General features: G+C 36.3%; 17 protein-coding genes. 10 read left to right on the top strand and 7 right to left on the bottom strand.

What is annotated here, in order from left to right:
- Positions 1–155 precede the first annotated feature (155 nt).
- The gene (locus ACFSUL_RS17805) at positions 156–683 is read right to left on the bottom strand and encodes a hypothetical protein (protein ID WP_377937241.1); all 528 of its coding nucleotides are present in this window, start codon (positions 681–683) and stop codon (positions 156–158) included.
- 296 nt (positions 684–979) lie between these two features.
- On the opposite strand from ACFSUL_RS17805, the gene ACFSUL_RS17800 reads away from it, so the two are divergent.
- Complete coding sequence (locus ACFSUL_RS17800) at positions 980–1,420, top strand: cell wall hydrolase (protein WP_377937240.1); 441 nt, start codon at positions 980–982, stop codon at positions 1,418–1,420.
- Between the two features lie 317 nt (positions 1,421–1,737).
- On the opposite strand, the gene ACFSUL_RS17795 is transcribed toward ACFSUL_RS17800, so the two are convergent.
- Positions 1,738–1,896 carry a hypothetical protein gene (locus ACFSUL_RS17795; protein ID WP_377937239.1) on the bottom strand — a complete coding sequence of 53 codons (159 nt, stop codon included), beginning with the start codon at positions 1,894–1,896 and terminating at the stop codon, positions 1,738–1,740.
- Positions 1,897–2,241: 345 nt separating this feature from the next.
- On the opposite strand from ACFSUL_RS17795, the gene ACFSUL_RS17790 reads away from it, so the two are divergent.
- The 4 genes from ACFSUL_RS17790 to ACFSUL_RS17775 all read left to right on the top strand — a co-directional run bounded on the left by ACFSUL_RS17790 (position 2,242) and on the right by ACFSUL_RS17775 (position 5,074).
- Positions 2,242–3,171 (top strand): hypothetical protein, encoded by a 930-nt coding sequence (locus tag ACFSUL_RS17790; RefSeq protein ID WP_377937238.1) that lies wholly within the window; start codon positions 2,242–2,244, stop codon positions 3,169–3,171.
- A gap of 184 nt (positions 3,172–3,355) precedes the next feature.
- Positions 3,356–4,471 (top strand): DUF4145 domain-containing protein, encoded by a 1,116-nt coding sequence (locus ACFSUL_RS17785; RefSeq protein WP_377937237.1) that lies wholly within the window; start codon positions 3,356–3,358, stop codon positions 4,469–4,471.
- Between the two features lie 66 nt (positions 4,472–4,537).
- Positions 4,538–4,753 carry a YdbC family protein gene (locus tag ACFSUL_RS17780; protein ID WP_377937236.1) on the top strand — a complete coding sequence of 72 codons (216 nt, stop codon included), beginning with the start codon at positions 4,538–4,540 and terminating at the stop codon, positions 4,751–4,753.
- Positions 4,754–4,864: 111 nt separating this feature from the next.
- Entirely contained in the window at positions 4,865–5,074 is a 210-nt protein-coding gene (locus ACFSUL_RS17775; protein ID WP_377937235.1) for a hypothetical protein, read from the top strand.
- Between the two features lie 305 nt (positions 5,075–5,379).
- On the opposite strand, the gene ACFSUL_RS17770 is transcribed toward ACFSUL_RS17775, so the two are convergent.
- The 4 genes from ACFSUL_RS17770 to ACFSUL_RS17755 all read right to left on the bottom strand — a co-directional run bounded on the left by ACFSUL_RS17770 (position 5,380) and on the right by ACFSUL_RS17755 (position 8,378).
- On the bottom strand, positions 5,380–6,768 hold the full coding sequence (locus ACFSUL_RS17770; RefSeq protein ID WP_377937234.1) for a nuclease-related domain-containing protein: 1,389 nt from the start codon (positions 6,766–6,768) through the stop codon (positions 5,380–5,382).
- Positions 6,769–7,017: 249 nt separating this feature from the next.
- The gene (locus ACFSUL_RS17765; protein WP_377937233.1) at positions 7,018–7,524 is read right to left on the bottom strand and encodes a hypothetical protein; all 507 of its coding nucleotides are present in this window, start codon (positions 7,522–7,524) and stop codon (positions 7,018–7,020) included.
- A 133-nt stretch (positions 7,525–7,657) separates the two neighbouring features.
- Complete coding sequence (locus ACFSUL_RS17760) at positions 7,658–7,828, bottom strand: hypothetical protein (protein ID WP_377937232.1); 171 nt, start codon at positions 7,826–7,828, stop codon at positions 7,658–7,660.
- On the bottom strand, positions 7,818–8,378 hold the full coding sequence (locus ACFSUL_RS17755) for a helix-turn-helix domain-containing protein (RefSeq protein ID WP_377937231.1): 561 nt from the start codon (positions 8,376–8,378) through the stop codon (positions 7,818–7,820). Before ACFSUL_RS17755 ends, ACFSUL_RS17760 begins: the two co-directional genes overlap by 11 nt.
- 1,015 nt (positions 8,379–9,393) lie before the next feature.
- Between ACFSUL_RS17755 and ACFSUL_RS17750 the strand changes: the two genes are divergently transcribed.
- Genes ACFSUL_RS17750 through ACFSUL_RS17735 form a run of 4 tightly spaced genes read left to right on the top strand, consistent with a single transcriptional unit; the run spans position 9,394 to position 17,041 of the window.
- Complete coding sequence (locus ACFSUL_RS17750) at positions 9,394–10,410, top strand: Wadjet anti-phage system protein JetD domain-containing protein (RefSeq protein WP_377937230.1); 1,017 nt, start codon at positions 9,394–9,396, stop codon at positions 10,408–10,410.
- Positions 10,398–11,915 carry a replicative DNA helicase gene (locus ACFSUL_RS17745; RefSeq protein ID WP_377937229.1) on the top strand — a complete coding sequence of 506 codons (1,518 nt, stop codon included), beginning with the start codon at positions 10,398–10,400 and terminating at the stop codon, positions 11,913–11,915. The genes ACFSUL_RS17750 and ACFSUL_RS17745 overlap by 13 nt, the downstream gene beginning before the upstream one ends.
- Positions 11,902–12,642: a DUF6063 family protein gene (locus ACFSUL_RS17740; protein ID WP_377937228.1), complete on the top strand. Its 741-nt coding sequence runs from the start codon at positions 11,902–11,904 to the stop codon at positions 12,640–12,642. The genes ACFSUL_RS17745 and ACFSUL_RS17740 overlap by 14 nt, the downstream gene beginning before the upstream one ends.
- Entirely contained in the window at positions 12,629–17,041 is a 4,413-nt protein-coding gene (locus ACFSUL_RS17735) for a hypothetical protein (RefSeq protein ID WP_377937227.1), read from the top strand. The genes ACFSUL_RS17740 and ACFSUL_RS17735 overlap by 14 nt, the downstream gene beginning before the upstream one ends.
- Positions 17,042–17,660: 619 nt before the next feature.
- Here ACFSUL_RS17735 and ACFSUL_RS17730 read toward each other — a convergent pair.
- Positions 17,661–18,227 carry a cysteine hydrolase family protein gene (locus ACFSUL_RS17730; protein WP_377937226.1) on the bottom strand — a complete coding sequence of 189 codons (567 nt, stop codon included), beginning with the start codon at positions 18,225–18,227 and terminating at the stop codon, positions 17,661–17,663.
- A gap of 120 nt (positions 18,228–18,347) precedes the next feature.
- On the opposite strand from ACFSUL_RS17730, the gene ACFSUL_RS17725 reads away from it, so the two are divergent.
- Complete coding sequence (locus tag ACFSUL_RS17725) at positions 18,348–18,791, top strand: Lrp/AsnC family transcriptional regulator (protein WP_377937761.1); 444 nt, start codon at positions 18,348–18,350, stop codon at positions 18,789–18,791.
- The last annotated feature ends 417 nt before the right edge of the window (positions 18,792–19,208 follow it).

Raw genomic sequence — 19,208 nt, 5'->3', positions numbered from 1 at the left:
GAGACCACCCGAATAATCTTGTTTGAAGGAAAGGGGCGATTTTTTCACTTTAATGAAGTAGGAGAATTCTCACGCTTTAATGAAACGAACCGCCCCTTCGCTTCATCATGAACGCTAGCTCCTAACTAAAGTAGGGTTACTTGCTTAATCTTTTGTTAGGTACGTTCCTTTATTGCAAACTTCCATAAAAAAGGTTGTGCGATCTCTTGTTGTTTAGCTAAATTCCGCTGCTCGGCTGTCTTCTCATCATCATCTTCTTTTCTTTCTATCTTTCTATCTTTGTCTGTTACCACTTTTGTATCAAATTCATCCCAGTTTTGTACCGCCTTTGTTCTGCCTATTTTTTCTGCTTCATTGTGAATAGGGAGAATGGTAAAGTAAAAACCATATTTTATTTCTTTCGTCCGGATATACCTCAAATATTCTAAATGCTTAATGGCTTTACTAATCGTCATTATTGGAACTTTTTTTAGACCTCTCTCAACGACGTAACTGAGATCATCCTTTAAATCAGAAAGAAAACGAATATATTGTTCCTTTTTCAGTGTGAGTTCCCGAATGTTCACATTGCCTTGGTTTACAGCATTCAGAGCTAACCAAAGGTACAAACGAAGCCCAATAAAATAATGCCAAATTTCATCTCTTACTAAATCATTTTCCATTTTCATCGATCCGTTACTCATTGCAAACGCCTCCTAACACTTTCTTCAAATTCTAAATAAGGAAAAACGATAAAAAAGGATACCCCACAATAAAAAAATTTTCGAATGAGGATTCAACTGTTGAAGATAGCGGTTATTTCAACAGTTGAATATTACAATAAAATCACCTGTTGAATACAAAATTATAGCTCGAATAAAAAGCAAAGGAACGTTTCTCTCGCTTCAATGAAGAAACAGAACCGTCCCGTTCCTTTCATAACCACTTGACATTTTTGTAGGTTCTTTTTAATACAATTCTTATATAGAGGTGATAAAAATTGGCGAGAGTAGCCCATACCAAAAGTGACATTGATTTGATTGCAAGGATGATACATGCAGAAGCTGTGGGTGAAGGACGACTAGGGATGCTTATGGTTGGAAATGTCATAGTAAATCGAGCAGTAGTTGATTGTTTAGATTTTAAGGATTTAAGAAGCATACGGGATGTGATTTTCCATGTTCAAGGTGGTAATTACTCTTTTGAAGCAGTACAAAAGGGTAGTTTATTTTATAGACCAGCAAGAGATATAGAGAGGAGATTGGCACGACAAGTAGTAAAGTATTGGAGACAACATCCTTCTAAGTATGCTCTTTGGTATTTTAATCCGTATGGTTCGTGTCCACCTACGTGGTATAATCAACCATTTGCAGGACAATATAAACAACATTGTTATTATGAGCCACAAGCTAATACATGCGAAAGTGCTTATAGGTATTAAGGAAAGCTTGGCGACAGTTGTTACATGTTCTTCAACTAACGTGGCATTCAATAAGCTCAAATCAAAAGCTTGAGTTTTTTATTTGACTCAAGCTTTTTTGCGTGTTGATTACGTTGTTATTTATGTTGCTAATTTCTATGTTATTTAACCTGTGATTTTGATTTTTCTCCACGTTATCGGAACTACTTAGATTTTGTTTTGGTTTTTATTTTTGTAAAAGGAAAAATGGCATAGAAGAGATCAGTATGGTCGTACTAACTTTCTGTTGAATTGTTCTAAACAGTCAATCAAAAAATGCCTTCGTTTTTGTCACTAATTCAAAAACCTGTCGCAAACAAAATAAAACTGAGCACAATAATGATGAAACCGCCTATTAATATACCTAATATTATTAATGCAATTGTCTTCGGTAGCCCTTTTTCGCTCAGTAAGGCGGTAATAACAGCCAATATGGCTCCTGCAATCAAAATGCTCATTCCCTGGTTACCTTCAAACCTACCTACGCCATATTGTAACGTAGCAAAGGTAACAATCATTATCCCAATAGATACCCAACCAAGATACTTTCTAATATCATTCCCTCCCTTATTTTTCGATAAAGAAGAAACGGTTATCTGATTTGAGCAGTTAGCCCCGTTTGCTTTATGAATATTTTACCATAAAATTCAAGATGTTAGTTTTTTTATCTAGGCACCCCAAGGTCTAGCACTTTACGCTTCGACAGTAATATTGTTCACAATTCCGTCACAATTAATGGTGTCGCACGGTGTCCCTTTCACACTGAACTCCCTATATAGGCAGTGAAAGGGTGGTGCAAAAGGATGAATATAAAATCCGGTAATACAGAAGCATTTGAACAGTATTCACAATTTTTAAGCCTAAAAGAATTCAATAACCACATCGAAATGTGGATGGTAGAGTACAAAAAAGAATTTACAAAAGCAGAGCTAGTCGGGTTCAAACGGTTGGTTCGCTTTGCTGCGAAGTTCCCTGGTGTGTGCAATGCGAAGATTGGTACGATGTTAAAAGCTATTCATGAAGAATACCATAATAACGGAATTTCTCGTTCTAGCTTTAAACGCATGATTGGGAAAGCAAAAAAGTTAGGAATCATCACCGTTCATGAAACAGAAAGAAAGAATGGATCACAATCTAGTAATCTTTATATTTTCAATCGTTTTCCTATAAATGAACCACCTACTGACGATAAGTTGAACCACCATAAAACTAGTAATCTTCTTAAAACTAAAAATCAAATAATAAAAAAACGTAAGGACAACGAGCTCGATAACACTTTTCTGGATACTACTGTTTCCAATAATAGCAAAGACACAGCGACGCATAATGACCATCAACAAGTAGTTACTAGTGAAAAACCACTACTAGATCACACTTTTACAAACGACGAAGTCCCTCAAGCTTTTCGACAATTAGTGAAATGCTTCTTTGATGAGGCCCAAACGGTTGAAGAATATTGGAAAATGACGAAATTAGCTGCTTACCGAAATAATCGCGAAAACGAGCAAGGGCAAGTCTTGACGGTTGCGATAAACTCCTTCAAACAAATGATAAACAAGTGGAAGGGAACGAAAGCCATTAAAAAACCAATTGCCTATTTCTACGGAATTTTGAATAAAAAATTGGAACAACTTTACTTTGAAGAGTTAGCGGAGATGGAAGTTCATGAGGAGAAGGGTGATACAGAACTTCCTTATAGCTTAGAATTAGCGAAGGCGGTGTTTGGGTGTTAATGAATTTTGCAAGTTAAATGGTGATTGATTAGAAAACAGGCTATTAATAAAATAACCACATGGAGTGTTTATATTTAAACTCTAGTCTCATAAATAATTGCAATCATATGGTAGACCACCTCACTCCCAACATTATATGATATATACATATGATACGTTTTACTAACGATAGGGGGAACAATCAGTGGACAAGCAATCCTACTTTTATCAATTTCTAGAACTAATTTCAAGAGAACTAGCATTAGTAGCACGTGAGCTGGAAAATAGTATATTCACAAGTCCGAGAACAATGCTTACTCATGCAAGGGTTTTTGTCGAAACAATTTTACAAAAGGTTATGCAAGCAGAACAGTTATCTTATGAGGAACGAATTAGTTTAATAGATAGAATTGACTTGCTTAATGAAAACGGTTATTTAATTCCAGAGATAAAGGATGCGCTTCATCATGTTCGTCAAATCGGGAATCAAGCGGCTCATGATGCGCGAATGTTTCGTTATTCGGAAGCGTTGTTATCGTGGGAGGCATTATATACAATCGTTAAATGGTATGTGGAAGTTTACGGTCCGGTTGATGTTACCGTACCCGATTACCAAGACCCTTCACCACAATTAAGCTCACCCTATGAGATGGCAGAACTTGAAGCTCGCCTAAAGTCACTTGAAGAACTGCTTACTGCTTCACTCGAAAAAACAGTTAACGAACAAACGCAAAAAGAAGTGGCTGCTACAGTTGTTGAACCAACAACGGAACAGGAAGCTCCTGGATTTACAACCATTCGTAAAATTACCTATCAAGACCAGCAACTAGAAGTTCCTTATTTTCTCCGTGATGCTTTCTTATTACCACAACGGTTTGCGAAATCGGAAACATTTCTGATTAGATTAGGAGCAGAGCAACAAGCTCGCATTGTGAGTGAATTACCAAACAATTTAGAAGGATTGTATCAGCATGTTAAACGCTACAATGAAAAAAATGACCAAACATTTTTTGACGAATTAAGGCTATTTATTCAGGAAGAGAAACAGCGCAGGAAAATTTCACTTGAACGTCCAGGGGAGCTGTTCTTATTCTATAAAGATAATTATATTATCGTCACGGAAGAACTAAAAAAATTACCTTTACATGCAGATGAATTTAAAGGGATTCCTAGCCTGCTTAGACAATTAAATGAAGATCAAATTGAAACGGTAGGGCAACTGCCAAAAGAATTGGTCATTCTCGCAAAATATGAAAATGTTGGAGTTGGGACAGTAGAGAAGCTATTTGATCAGTTAAAAGAAAAACAGCGGTTGGTATGAGTTGTTCAGATATTTCAGAGCGACGGGGTTTTAAAAAGTGGATAGAAAAAAGAAGGAGTGTGTGAAATGGCAGGCATTAAATTTGAAATCATCGAAACGATTGCGGTTCTTTCAGAGTCGCCAAAAGGGTGGAAAAAAGAATTAAATGTCATTAGTTGGAACGGACGGGATCCGAAGTATGATATACGAGATTGGGATCCGAATCATGAAAAGATGGGGAAAGGGGTAACGTTGTCTGATGAGGAGATGCAAAAATTAAGAGAGGCTTTAGGGAAGAAGTAGATAGTAAGGAAGTAAAGGAATGGTTCATGAAGCAGGGGGGACTGTTTCTTATATATATTTATCATATATTCTGCTAAAATACGATTAAAATGAAAAGGGAGGCTATAATAAATGAAAAAACAATACGAAGTAACCTTTTATTTAGTCAACGGAGAAATAGGACATTTAATTGAAGAAACATCTCTTATTCGAGCTAGGGACTCCATTAAAAATCAGTTTGAAGCTGAAGGAGATAGCCCCGTTTTAGCATTAACGGAAGATTTAGTTCTAGTCAAATCAAACGTACAATATTTTGTAGTTAAGGAATATGAAGGGGCATAATAGAAAAATAGTGTACTCCCTATAAAGGGTATTAAAAAGCCTAAGCAGCTTGTAAAAGATAATCTATATTGAGTAAGGATTATCTTTTTTGATTCAAAAGTTTTAGGTGCCTAAAATCTTGTTCTACAAAGAATTTACACTAAACAAAAAAGGAGAGGGGATCATAATAGCAATCCTTCTCCTTTAGTATTCTTCATAGATTTTGCACGAACCCTAACTCCTTAAAAATCAATTCTCAACAGGGAGGGTAAGTTAGAAAAAAATGAAGGCAGCGCCATGTTTTAAGAATAATCCTATTCCTTTCATCACGCACTAGCCGATACATTCTCCTCAAACTCCAGCAATTCATGAACAATTTGCTTCGTATAAGTATGAAGGCTTTCTTGAATAGCATCCAATGCTTTGTCCAAATCGATAAACTTTTGAAGGGTTTCTTCCAAACTATCCGTATAATTCATTACCGGATACTCCTTAGCTGGAAGCATATGTTTTTCGATAATTTCCGAAATTTCTTTTACTTGTTCATCCGTTAATATATCTGGATAGTCCATCATATGATGATAAATCTGAGAGGTCCGGATAACGGGCATATTGGTTTCATTCTCCATGTAGACAGTATCGTTAGCGAGCACAATGATTGGATGGAATGGAATAAAGTCGATTTGTTCCCCGTGTCGTTTTGTTCGTTCATCATGAACAAATTTTTGTTTTAAAGCGATATGGCGGTTAAGTTGTTGTGTAATATTTTTGTCCAATGGTTCTGTTCTTCCATTTCTAAAGATTTTGCGCCATTGCCCGTCTTTTGTTAAATGAAGCTCATAGTTTCCATGTTGTGCGTAATTTTTTACTTCGATGGAGAAAACGCCTTTTTTAGAAATAACGAGGCAATCTGTTTCTACCGACTGTCCATTGATTTCTAGACGGATATTCATAAAAGAGCGAAATAAATAATCATACATGGCCAATTCTTCTTCTACTCGTTTCTCGCCTTCTACACCTGCTCCGATAATGCCTAATTTTCTTCGGGTATAGTCCTTCGCTTCGTCAATCATATCAAGGAATTCATCGGTTTTTCCTGATATTGATTCGATTGCATTGGGGGTTACTCCTACTTTCGCAAATGCTTGGCGAAAAGGCTCCATCAAAACAAAATTCACCTTTTTCTTTTTTATCCGTTTGGCAAGATTTTGGGCTTTTTGGTCAACCCTATTGATCAGTTCATCATCCATTGTTTGTAAAAAATCGGCTTGTTTTTGTAAAAAAACATACATTTCCTCATTAGTCATCTTTATTTCGCTTGGTTCATTATCAACATCAGCTAGAAATGAAGAGTTTTCATATTTTAAGAGAAATTCTTTGAGGTGTTTATTTGCCAGGTTATCCATAATGGACTTACAAACATCCATTTTTTCTTCCAAAATTCGTTTGATCCGCTGAGTCGGTTTGGCGTTAAACTCGTCTATTTCTTTTGCTTTTTGCAGTTTATCCTCAGCGTCACTCCATATATCTAAAGACCAAAGAAAGGAAAAAAAGAAACTTCCTATAACCCAAGCGATAATTTTCGCCATTACAGATAAATCATCAAAAAAATAAACGAGGGAGATACACAAAAGAATAGCCATAAGAGTTACTCCTACGATAAATCGTATAACGCTTGACTGCTTCACTTTTTCTTGTTCTGTCATTTTTTCCATTTTTACTTAACACCTTTCCTTTCTTTATCCCTTATTTTTTATTACGATAATGCGGAATAATAACCATTTTTAAAAAGACACCGAGGATTAATAAGAGAAAGCATTCTATGTATTGCCGGAGCGTAAACACCCCTTCTTTAAAGACAAATAGGTCCAGTAAAATAGCAGATAATAGCAACCCGCCTGAAATGCTCGTTAGTGCAAATAATACCCAAAGAAACGATTTCAATTTTCTTCATCTCGCTTTCATCATTCATGCAAGAACTGTTTTTCAAATCGTAGCTGTTCGATGGCTCCAGCTGTCCTGGACAATTGAAGTTTGTTGGAAGAGCGTTGGTAGCTCAATAGAAGTGCGCCTGCTGCTTGTGCGAGAATTAATATCACCGCAATAATTGGATATGGAGAGAGGTAAACGGAAAAATTAATTAAAACAAATAAAATGGTACTGATTATGGTAAAAAGGGAAACTTTACTCAATCGTTGCTTACTAACTTCATAAGAAAAAAGATTTTCATATGTCATTTGCCCATTGTATACCTTGTTCACAAGATGCTTCATCGATCTAACGGAGAAGAACCGGAAGAAAATCCACATTCCCATTAATCCTCCAATTACGATAAACACAATCCAGCCTCTGCCTGGTGGTCCCAGAGCTTTTTCTCGGATTCCTATGTAGAATAAAATAATAGCAATTAAACCAGTAGAGGAGGATCTTAAAAAACAATGCCAGAACCAGTATTTCTCATCTCTTGTCATATTGGTTTACTCCTTTCCATTTATCTCGTATTAATGGGCAGTCACTCGTCCGATAGGTTCAACTAACCACCAGTGGGGGAGAAAGCCCCCGACGGATGGAGGCTTCCCTTTATTTCATCCCGTATTTTTATCATTAGTCATTCCAAACGGACCATTTTGCTTCTTCAGACAGTTTTCTGTTCATTTCAAGCGTCTCTTCGGAAGGCTCCCAATCTCCATACACATCTTCCTCTGTAATGGGCATATCTTCTATTGAATCGTCTACATGAAAATCTTCATTTGTCCATTTCGGCTTATTTTCCATCTGATTCTTCCCCTTCTTCCTTATCTAAGACATCTTCCCAGTGAAATTTTCCTTTTGTAATAGCTTCATAATTTTCAAAAACCGGTTTTTGTACTTGAAGGATTTGTTCATCGGGTGTTTGGGTATGATCCTCTGGTCCAAATAATCGCATCATTGCCCCATAAGTGATTAGCCAAATCGATTCTGATTTTCGTACTTCCCATTCGTGAAAACGGTTTGCCGTAATGGCCTTTCGAATCGTATCCACATTTCTAATATTCTTCCATCTCGATACTGCTTCATTAAGGGACATGACCTGATCAAGCGTTAATGACTTTTTCCCTGGTATGTCATAAGGTCCATAAACATGAGAGATTTGAGATCGATAGATGAACTGTTTGGTATCGGATTTTTTGTTTGTATTGAGGTAGTACAGTCGGCCTGTTTCTTTTATTGCGTTTTTCACATCAGCCAAGCTTTCTAATGGAGCAGCATCCTTATCATCCGTGCTGAATAGCTTTAATGGCCATTTCTCATTTCCTGTCTTTGTTAAAAGTAAAAAACGTTTCATTCAAAAGCTCCTTTTGTAAATTTTAATATTGAGGTATCATTGTAAGTGAAAGTAAGATGAATATTTTATGTAATTTCTTCGCTTAACGAAATTATGAACTTTATTTAATTGTTAGTTTAATCTGTTGAAATACAATTGTCAATAAAGAAGTGCATATTTACAGGAAATTGAATCATTGGGGACGGTTCTACCGCTTCTTTTAGTAATGAGGTGAAGGAAAGGGGTTCAATAATTTACTGAACCCCCTTCCAGACATGTCAGCTATTGAATTACCATTTGCTATAAATTCCTCAAGTTTAAATTCAATTACTATTAAAATGGCAGGCGTTTCCTCATTGAAAACACGTGCCTGACCCAACCCGAATAATCTTATTTGAAGGAAAGGAACGATTCTTTCACTTCAATGAAGTAGGAGAATTCTCTTTAATGAAGCGGAAGAACCGTCCCTTCGCTTCTCAATGACTTTAGTTCTATTAAGAAGAAAGTAATGGAATAAGCGTAATACACAAACTTTCCATTTAAACTAGTAATAACAGTTAAGTGTTTCATGAGGTAACAGAGAGAAAAATAGTAAAAATTTAATAAAGGGTTTTAGTATAGAAGATGGCTATTTCGCAGATTAGGACATTCTTACTTTTATTAAAGCAGAGTTTGGCAAACTAAAAACGTCCTTTAAAATGTGTTACCATTTTAATAGAAATAAAGGAGGGGGATTGTTATGACAAAACAATTAGTAGGAGGTTCACCGACTGCCCGCGGAAAGCGAAGTCTTGACACGAAAATCAACAGCGGTGTTTAACAGCGATTAATAAATTTAACCTGACATTGTTTGTCTTTAGGGTATAGTATTTTAGTTATGTCCCAGCCTCATAACTTCTGTAGTATTATTAAATCCTCAAGTAGTTCTCCTTCCAATAACTATTTCCTGAAAGTGATACTAATCTTACTGCGATTTCAACTATAATCTAGTACAATATTCATATAATCATTGTAAATATTTAGGGGTGTGTGTCGATTGGAATCTGTTAAAAGGCAACTGGCCGGGTTCGGTAGGAAAACAATACGCTTGGCTGAACTAGAAGACTTAATGAATCAACTATTACATACATATGAGGATTTCGCTGAAGCAGTTTTACAAATGGAGAATGAAGGTATTTTAGATATGGTCAAGTCTAAAGGCAGGACATCTAGAGTACCGTCATTAGCTTTTCAATACCGTATTAACAAAAGTTACTTGGCTAAAAACCATCATAGACAACTGCAGCAATATCGAATGAGTTTACACCCACTCATTAATATCGACTATTTTTATAATCAGGATCCGTCTGTTTGGCAAAAGAATCTCGAGTACATCATAAAACTAGATCACTACATAAAATCAGAAGGCCTTCCAACAGAGTCGGTGCCAGCACCTGAACGAAGCTTTGAAATAGTAGGAGATGAGAAGTGGATTACGGAAAAAGGGGGGAAAGAACTACTGGAAAGAGTAGGTCTTTTTAATAGATTGAACATTATTCCTGTTTCTGAGCCACTTATGTTTGCGATTAATTCCAATAAAGTGAATGATTCCAAACAAAATCATCTCATTGTCGAAAACAAGGCAACATATCAAGGGTTGCTTCCAGCTCTACCAGAAACTATGTTTGCTACTTTAATTTATGGAGCTGGGAAAGCTGTCATCAAAAGTATTGAACAATTCCCCTTGCAATATCCAGTAGAAGCTGACCACGAATTTTATTATTTTGGTGATTTAGATAAAGAAGGGATATCGATTTGGTATTCCTTGTATAACAAGCAACCTATTAGACTAGCTTTACCTTTTTATATGGCGTGTCTAGAAAAAGAAGTTGCAACAGGGAAAGAGTATCAGAGGGAAAATAAAGAAGCACAGGATGCCTTTTTATCGTTCTTCAAATTAGAGCAACAACACCAAATTTATTCATTACTGAAGAATGGTTACTATTATCCTCAAGAGGTATTAAAAACAAGAGAGTTGCAAAGGATTTGGAGGGAGTCAAATTGGACAAGTTAGATTTACAGGATATAACGAGCGGTTATCGGGAAAGAATGCGTAGACTTGCTCTCTTTGACCCTTTATTTGATTTGGACCGTAAACGGGAAGTGGATCAAGCCAAGACTTCTGTTGATATGAAGGGACTTGGCTTGTTGACATTGTTATTCTTTTTTGAACAGAAATTAATGCGTCATTATAAGACTGGTGTAAAAGAATTAGCAACGTTTTTACAGCAGTTAACAGACGGACAATATAAGTTGGACACTCCGGATTATGTGCGGTTAGCACGAACGATAATTCAGACATTTCGACCGACAACCGGGAGAAAGCGTAGCTATTCTTTCTATAACTGGGAGTTTTTTGTAGATGAGCAAATAGAATATTCCATTTTAAAAGCGAATGATTTTGATATGAAGACAAATACACAATATTATACGCTTGATGAAGATGGACTTGAGCTCGTTTTTGCTACAAAGGAGTTTTATAGTGAATTTCAATTATCTATTAATCAATTGATGCTTCGCAAGCAATTAGATAAAGGAGAGTTTAAAGGGGCGCTTAGACAAATCAATGAAATGCGTATTGACGTGGAAAATTTGCAGGAACGAATGATTAAGCTTAAGCATGAAATTCAGCGTAGTATCGTGTCAGAAGAAACTTTTGAAAGGTACAAACAGTTGTTAGAAGATATCTATGGAAGATTGACACGAGAAGATGAAGAGTTTAAAGAGCTCCGTCAATTTGTCAAAGAAACACGAGAACGGCTTTTTTCAAAGGATGTACACAAGAAAGAGGTAAAAACCTATCAACTTGTTCTTCAAATTACTAGTGAACTGGAATCGGTACACTATGAGCATTCTAGATTACTTGAACAAACGCTATCTTTAAAGAATACTACACTAGTTACCGCACAGGAATCTCTTTACTATACAGGGATTCAGGCGTTTAACTTTGATCAAGACCTTGTTTCTCCTATTGTTTCTAATCCTTTACCACTCGAGTCAATGGTCGGGGTACTTCACCCGTTCTTGAAAGTGGAAGAGAATAAGGGATGGTCGCCGTTAACCCTCTTCGCAGAACAAAACATAACCGAAGAACGTGAGACGAATAAACAGCAAGGCTTTATTGAAGTAGGTCATGGAGATAAGGATGACCCGTATTGGAAAGAGCTAATGCAACAATATAAATTAATCATGCATTACTATCTCGATGCGGTTGAAACGGTAGAAGTCGATACATTATCTAGTTTTATGGATTACTTGGAAGAAGTAGGGCAATCGATGATTTATGAAAAGCGGTACTTTTATGACTTTTGGATGATTCTTCATCAACGTTCCCCAATTATTCAAGGTAAACTAGAGGAGGAAGAGGAAGGGAAAACATTATTAGGTGATGCGCTTCGTTTGCTTGGTGATCGTACCTTAACTATCACTGAAGCAGAGGGAATAATTAATCGTGTGAAGCGCTATTCCATTCAAGAGATGAAAATCCGTTTGGAGGGGGAAGATAATGCAATATCCTGAACAAAAAGTGATGAAAGCTTTTCAAATATATACAAAACTTGCTCGTGATGGAGTCGCAGATTTCGAAGCTGTTCAACAATACCGAGCTGATGATGCTATTCGTGGTTTATTAGAAGCCTTCGGTCGCGAGGTAGATTGTGTAATTGTTACGACGAGTGAGCGGATGTTTCTGGTTCCTGAGACGAGGCTGTCTCCTTTTCATGTTAGTAATGATTGGATTAAGCGAAACTATTTGCGATCAGGAGCTACTAATGGTGATATTTATTTATTATATTTTGCGAGTATTATCTTATTTGGAACGTTCTATGATTCCTACCACAGTCAAGCACCTACAAGACAGTTTCTTCGTTTAGATGAATGGGTAACATCGATCCAAGATAGAATGGAACAACTGAAAGCCCATGACGTAGAAGAGCTGAAGGAGCTTGAAAAAGAGTTTTCCTATAATTGGGGCCTAATTATTGAGAAGTGGGATGATATGGATGATATTAAGGAAACCGCAAAAAAACAGGCCGGCAATACAATTAGTCGATTAAGTTTTATCAATACAGTGAAAAAATTCCTAGTTGATCAGGAATTAATTCATGAAATCGGTAATGATGAGATAACCATTACGGAGAAGGCAAAGACCATCATTCAACGCTTCTTTATGGAGATTGAGTATAACAAAGGGATATTTGAATTTATTTATGGTTTTAAAGGGGGGCAGGAACATGCCATCGATTAGTAAAATCCGGTTAACAAACGTTGTGTATGAGGAGGGAAATAAACGTTATAATGACGAATTGTTTTTATTTGATGGTCACAATGGAGGCATTCTTTTAGAAAATGGAGGGGGAAAAACCGTTTTGATTCAAACGGCCTTACAAGCAGTTCTGCCTCATGTTGATTTAGCTGATCGAAAAATAAAAAATACCTTGTTATTAGAAAATGCTCCAGCACATATTGCCATTGAGTGGATCGACCATGAATATCCTAGGCGCTATGTCGTGACAGTTGTTACCCTTTTTTTAACAAAGCATGGATTAGACTCATTACGTTACGTATACGAATATGATGCAGGTGATCCGAATGGGATTGAAGGCATTCCATTTGTGAGAGATGGAAAAGAGGGGAAACGTCCAGCTGAGAGAGGGGAAATGCAAGATTACTATAGTGGCATGAAAGAGAAGTCTTCCTTTTTTGCTCATACGTTTGACACGATTAAGGAATACAAAGCCTTTATTGAAAAGCAATACCATATTATCTCTAGTGAATGGGAAAGTATTGTGAAAATTAATAGCACAGAGGGTGGTGTTGAGTCCTTTTTTGATGACTGTAAGAGTACGAATCAGTTGTTTGACCGACTATTAATTCCTACTGTGGAAGATTCGATTGTCGGACATGATAAAGCGATGTTTGCTGATATGTTTGAAAAGCAGCACCAAAGCTTCAAGAATTATAAAAAATTAAAAGAAACAATTGATGAAAATAAAAGGATTCAAGAAAAGCTAGAGTACTATGTAATGACCTTTGAAAAGCTTCATCATAAGCAACAGGCATATCGGAAAGCCAAACAACAAGCAAAAGGGGTATGGAACTTAACCCTTTCTCAAAAGCAGCAAATGACTGATGAACTAGCAGAAAGTTCTCGATTGATGAAGGAATGGGAAAAGAATCATGAAAAGCATAAGACTAAAACAGCTTCTTATGAAATTGCGGTAGAGAAAGCAAAATTGGTTGAAAAGGAAATAGCATATAATAATAAATATGCTAATCAGTTAGGTAAGGAAGAAGAACGAAATAATCATCAGAAGAAATTTTATTCGTTAAAATTTGCTAAACATAAATTAGAGTTAAAAGAAGAGCAAGATAAGCTAACGCTTGCTAAAGAAAAGCTTGCCGATTTAGAAAAAGACGAGGAATTAGTCGATTTACAAGAGGCACTAGAGAAAGCAAAACAATCCTTATTAGGAAGCTATCTAGAAGAAATCGAGAAAATAGAAAAAGAAAAGCAAGGACTTACGTATCAACTGAATCCGATTTTGGACCAAATGGAACAATTAACAAGTAGTAAGACCGAATTGGCTGAAAACATAGTCGAAGTGAAGCGACAGCTTTCTGCGATTCAGGCAATGATTAAAGCAAGAACAGATGATATGGAAAAGCTTAAACAACAGCTTCTTGCTAATCCGCAACAAGAACAGGTCTCTAGCGAATTAAAGAAGTGGCAAGAGCGAAGTAATCATCTTGATCAGGAAATTGTGCGTTTGAATCAGAAAGTGAAGCAATTGAAGGAGCAGATTCAGGGTGCAGAAGAGCAAAAGGAGAAACTGTTAGACGAACAATCAGAAATAGAGGCGAAAAAGAATGACGTGTCCTTTCAATTAAATGAGTTACATGATGCTCAAGGGAATGTCATAACTCGTTTAGCAATCTTGCACCCGCGATGGGCCAGTATAGAGGATATCTACTCTACACAACAAACGATTGAAACAAGAATGCTCGAACAAATGGAAAAGCTGAAAAAAGAAAGGAACAACCTCTTATTTAGGGAACGTCTTGCTTATCGCTTTGTAGATGATTATGGTAATCAAGATTTATTCTTTGGTGATCCTTTTCTAGAAGAACAGTTAGCTTCATGGAAAAATCAGCTTGACTATGTAGTAACAGGTGTTGAATATTTACAAAACTTAGATGACGTGGAACGAAACAAGAAGATGAATTTTCCCCTCTGGCCATTAACACTTGTTACGACGAATAAATCTAAGCAGCAACTGTTGGATAAGGTGAACCACATATCTGAACGCTTACAGTTTCCAATCACCGTTTTGACAACAGAAGAAGCCCTTCGAGTGGATGAAATCCAGAGCCAGGATTGGGTTGCACCGCAGCATTGGAAGAGGAATCTTGAAACAGAACACTTTAATAAATGGAAACAACAGATAGAAGCGGATGCTCAAGAAATAACGGAAAATCGAGAACAGAAAGAAAAAGAACTAACGGCTTGGGAAGATGGATGGAAAGCATTTAAACAGTTTTTAGAAAAATATCCATATGAATCCTATTCGAGTTTAAGTTCAGAACGATCGAAGTTGAGAAATCGGTTAGAAGAAGTAGCTATTCAAATAAATGAAGAAAAAGCAAAGATGAAAGAAGCATATTTGAATGCGGAGTCTAGTAGAAGTAAAGTAGAGAATCATACCAATGAAATGCAAGGGTTACAAGCGAAGATAGAGCGTGGGCTAGGTTATCTTTCCTATAAGAAAGAAGTAGATGTTGAGAACGAGAAAAAAGAAAGTGTGTTTGTCCGTTTGCAACAACTAGAAAAGGAACAGTCAAAACAAGAGATAAAATTGCAGGATTTTGCTTATGAAAAAGATGAATTACAGCAACGTATCGCTGACTTGAACATTGAGTTGAAAATCGTGAAGCGTGAAGATGATTATGTAAAAGTGGAATCACTGGAACCTATTTATTCTGGCGAAAGTAAGCAAAGCTTAAAAAGCAAGATTCATGATTTAAATAGAAAAATGGATAAAATAACTGTTACGCAAGGGGAATGGATTGCTAAACAAGAGGCAGCCACGCAAGCGATGAATAAGTTGAATTCTCAATTAGATGAGGTTCGTATGCAACAGAGTGACCTAGATGAAGACCAGACATTTCCGAATGATGGACATCAGTGGATGGAAAGCTTATGGAGGAAAGTACAAGGTTTAACCAATGAATTGAAAGCCATTAATAAGGAAGTTGAAAATGTATTATCCGAAAAAGAACAACAAAAAGGGAAATATAAAACAAAAATAGAGCAGTTTAAGAAAGATTTTCCATACCAAGGGCTGATAGCATTTGAACAATCCTTAGATGATGTTGCTGATGCTCTACGGAAGGAACAGGAGAAACTGGCAGAAAGAAAAGTATTTATTGACCAACAACATGATCGAATGACTAAGCAGTTAGATAGTATCGTAGAGGCAGAACGCGAGCTGGAACGATATATCGAGAGCCATCATTTTAATGCACCTGATCTACAGGAAATTCTATTAACGGATGAACAAAAGCTAGATTTTAATTATCAGCGCAAAAAGTATGTACGAGCTGTTATGGAGGAAATGAAAAAGGCTAAACAAGAGGTAGTCCAAGAAGCAAACCAGGTAGAACAAGCAAAAGTTCATGTTCGTGATTTTTGTAGAAAAGAGATTTCCGATGTTAAACTCCAACAAATGGCGATTAATGGGGTGGAGCATAAACATACCTATCAAGATGTACTAGCTTTTAAGAATAATATGTTTACAAGTATTGATCGAATCTCCAAATATGCCCATGAGCATATAAGGAAAAGTGATGAGGATTTACAACTGTTTATTAATCAAATTCATACGCATTTAACCAATATTGTGGATGAATTAAAACAGATTCCTAATAAGACAAAAGTAAAAGTACTCGATGATTGGAAACAAATCTTTACTTTTTCCATTCCTGAGTGGGATGAAGATGTAGGGAAAACAAGAATTAGAGATCACATCGAATGGATTTTACAACAGTTAGAGTCCGAGCGCTTTATTAATGATCAAGGAGTGCAGGATGAAGGAAAAGTTAGAAAAGATGTTGAGATGTGGCTTCAAACCAAATCATTATTGCAAATCGTCATGAATAATGAAGTAATGAAGGTAAATTGCCGAAAAGTAACTAATGATAATAAAGTAACATCGAAATCTTTCTCCTGGGAACAAAGTAATGTTTGGTCTGGAGGAGAAAAGTGGAGTAAAAATATGACGCTTTTCTTAGGTATCTTAAATTATGTAGCTGAGAAAAAACAGCATTTACAGTCGGATATGAAACGGCATCGAGCAGTTATTTTAGATAATCCATTCGGGAAAGCATCTAGTGATCATGTATTAAGCCCAGTATTTTTCGTTGCGGAACAACTAGGCTTTCAAATCATTGCCCTTACTGCACATGCGGAAGGGAAATTTTTGCGGGATTACTTCCCGATTATCTATAGTTGCCGTCTAAGATCATCACAAGACTCGAGTAAGAAAGTTATGACAAAAGAGAAATGGCTGCACCATGCTTATTTCCAAGACCACGAACCACAGAGGCTAGAAAGATTAGGTGAAGTGAAGCAGATGGAATTGTTTTAGAATATAAATTTTTGTGGGCTATAGCATAGAGTGATGGTAAACGAAATAGTTTTGACAAGCTGCTTAAAGGGCCGGACTTTCGGAGGAACTGATCCCAATTTTTAAATTAAAAACTAGTTCGTTTTATTAAAGGTAGAAACCTTGCAAATGTTGATAAAACAATGTTTGTGAGGTTTTTTATATAGCCTACATATTATTTCCTAGGGTTAATAAACTTCGTAGCCACTGAATTTGAGCATTTGTATCTAATAAACTCTTCCGAATAGTATTGTAGACGTAGGTACAGTAATTTTTTATGTCAACGAAGAAATAGATGCGTCCAATAATATCCCATATTTAATTGGTATGTGCTGTCACTTGCCGGCTTTTGTTGACTTGGACATATTTTGGTAAGTGGCAGTGGACCTTTTTTTAGGAGCCACAGCGATATTTGCAATCAATTTAAAACGAATATGAAAACTATACTCCTCAATAAAAAAGAGGAAAAAGGCAATTAACCGTCTCAAAACAGACGGTTAATTGCACATTTACAGGAAACTCGAAGGAGTAACTTAGATAACAAGTCTAACATCAGTAAAAAAGGAGCTTGTTTTTAAGTAAACTCCAACTTACATTGATTCTACAAGGATGTGTTAGCCCTTTGTTGCAGGAAATCCTCAGTCGAACTCACACCGCAGTACATACTTCCTAGTGCACTGACAAACGCATTATGAACCTGTTCAGCTGGTACAACCTGATCTTGGTAGGGTAATTCCCTTGTCGCACATGCATCTTCAATTAGTGTAGTTTCAAAACCTAAATCCACTGCGGCCCTAACGGTTGCATCGATACACATATGCGTCATCATGCCAACAATCACTACCTTGGTTACACCATTTGCTCTTAACTTGCTTTCTAAATCAGTCTTCAAAAAGCTGTTAGGGAAATTTTTCACGACAATGTTTTCGCGTTCTAATGGTAGAACAGTTTCATTTATTTCAACTCCCTCTGTATCTGGAAGAAAGAATCCTAACTCTGGACTACTTGCGATATGCTGAACATGGAAAACATTATCTTTGTTATTTTTTCTAAACCAATCAAGAATTTTAGCAGCATTAGCAGCTGCTTTATCAGGATTACTTAACTCCATCTTTCCGTTTGGAAAATAGTCGTTTTGAATATCGACAATGATTAAAGCTGTGCTCATTTTATCCACCTCATTCATAAAATTTTGTTACAATATAATGATAAATAATATTGTTATTTCTATCGATACTTTGATGAAACACTTTTGTATTAAATTATTTCATGGTGAAAGGAATTTATGATGGAACTTGATAACATTGATTTTCAGATTCTTCAGTTACTATCCGAAAATTCACGTATTCAGTGGAAAGACCTAGGTGAACAAATTCATATGACAGGGCAAGCGGTAGGGGTTCGTATAAAAAAACTTGAGGAAAGTGGTGTGATTACAGCCTTCTCCCTAATAGTTGATGAAATGAAATTAGGTTATTCTTTTACAGCGTTTATCATTATTTATATGAAAACAGCAAACCATCATGATTCGTTTATACGATTTATGAATGAGCGAAAGGAGGTAGTTGAGGCTCATCGAGTATCGGGAGAAGGTTGTTACCATTTAAAATTAAAAGTTAAATCCCATGATCAACTGAATCTTTTTCTTGATAAACTTCTAGAATATGGGAATTATAGTATGCATTTATCCATACAAGAGATAAAACAACAGAAGCCGTTGATTGCCACATGACAATAAGCGTTTCCTTATCTACAAAATCAAAAAATAGCAAAAAGGGGCTGGGACAAAAACTAGCCAAAAATAACAAAAAAAGGTTCTGATCCATCGTACTTTGATGATCAGAACCTTTTTTGTTGGATTCTTTTCATGATCTGTTGTTCCTTTCGCATTCATTTTTTACTTTCTCTTTGCCCCTCACGGACATTCGAGTGAAACGCAAATGAGCCTTCAAAAATCCGAAGACTAGTTCCACATCAATTTTACGCTTAAGGAAAGGGACGGTTCTACCGCTTCTTTTAGTAATGAGGTGAAGGAAGGGGGTTCAATAATTTATTGAACCCCCTTCCAGACATGTCAGCTATTGAATTACCACTTGCTATAAATTTCTCAAGTTTGAATTCGATTACTATTAAAATGGCAGGCGTCTCC

The organism is Bacillus seohaeanensis (assembly GCF_042684945.1).
Taxonomy (GTDB): Bacteria; Bacillota; Bacilli; order Bacillales; family Bacillaceae_B; genus Rossellomorea; species Rossellomorea seohaeanensis.
This window is presented reverse-complemented; position numbering and strand designations above follow the sequence as displayed.

Bases quoted from the DNA above. Each gene is read 5' to 3' on its own strand.
- ACFSUL_RS17805 (WP_377937241.1), bottom strand. From the start codon at position 683: ATGAGTAACGGATCGATGAAAATGGAAAATGATTTAGTAAGAGATGAA.
- ACFSUL_RS17795 (WP_377937239.1), bottom strand. From the start codon at position 1,896: ATGAGCATTTTGATTGCAGGAGCCATATTGGCTGTTATTACCGCCTTA.
- ACFSUL_RS17790 (WP_377937238.1), top strand. From the start codon at position 2,242: ATGAATATAAAATCCGGTAATACAGAAGCATTTGAACAGTATTCACAA.
- ACFSUL_RS17780 (WP_377937236.1), top strand. From the start codon at position 4,538: ATGGCAGGCATTAAATTTGAAATCATCGAAACGATTGCGGTTCTTTCA.
- ACFSUL_RS17775 (WP_377937235.1), top strand. From the start codon at position 4,865: ATGAAAAAACAATACGAAGTAACCTTTTATTTAGTCAACGGAGAAATA.
- ACFSUL_RS17770 (WP_377937234.1), bottom strand. From the start codon at position 6,768: ATGGAAAAAATGACAGAACAAGAAAAAGTGAAGCAGTCAAGCGTTATA.
- ACFSUL_RS17765 (WP_377937233.1), bottom strand. From the start codon at position 7,524: ATGACAAGAGATGAGAAATACTGGTTCTGGCATTGTTTTTTAAGATCC.
- ACFSUL_RS17760 (WP_377937232.1), bottom strand. From the start codon at position 7,828: ATGGAAAATAAGCCGAAATGGACAAATGAAGATTTTCATGTAGACGAT.
- ACFSUL_RS17755 (WP_377937231.1), bottom strand. From the start codon at position 8,378: ATGAAACGTTTTTTACTTTTAACAAAGACAGGAAATGAGAAATGGCCA.
- ACFSUL_RS17740 (WP_377937228.1), top strand. From the start codon at position 11,902: ATGCAATATCCTGAACAAAAAGTGATGAAAGCTTTTCAAATATATACA.
- ACFSUL_RS17735 (WP_377937227.1), top strand. From the start codon at position 12,629: ATGCCATCGATTAGTAAAATCCGGTTAACAAACGTTGTGTATGAGGAG.
- ACFSUL_RS17730 (WP_377937226.1), bottom strand. From the start codon at position 18,227: ATGAGCACAGCTTTAATCATTGTCGATATTCAAAACGACTATTTTCCA.
- ACFSUL_RS17725 (WP_377937761.1), top strand. From the start codon at position 18,348: ATGGAACTTGATAACATTGATTTTCAGATTCTTCAGTTACTATCCGAA.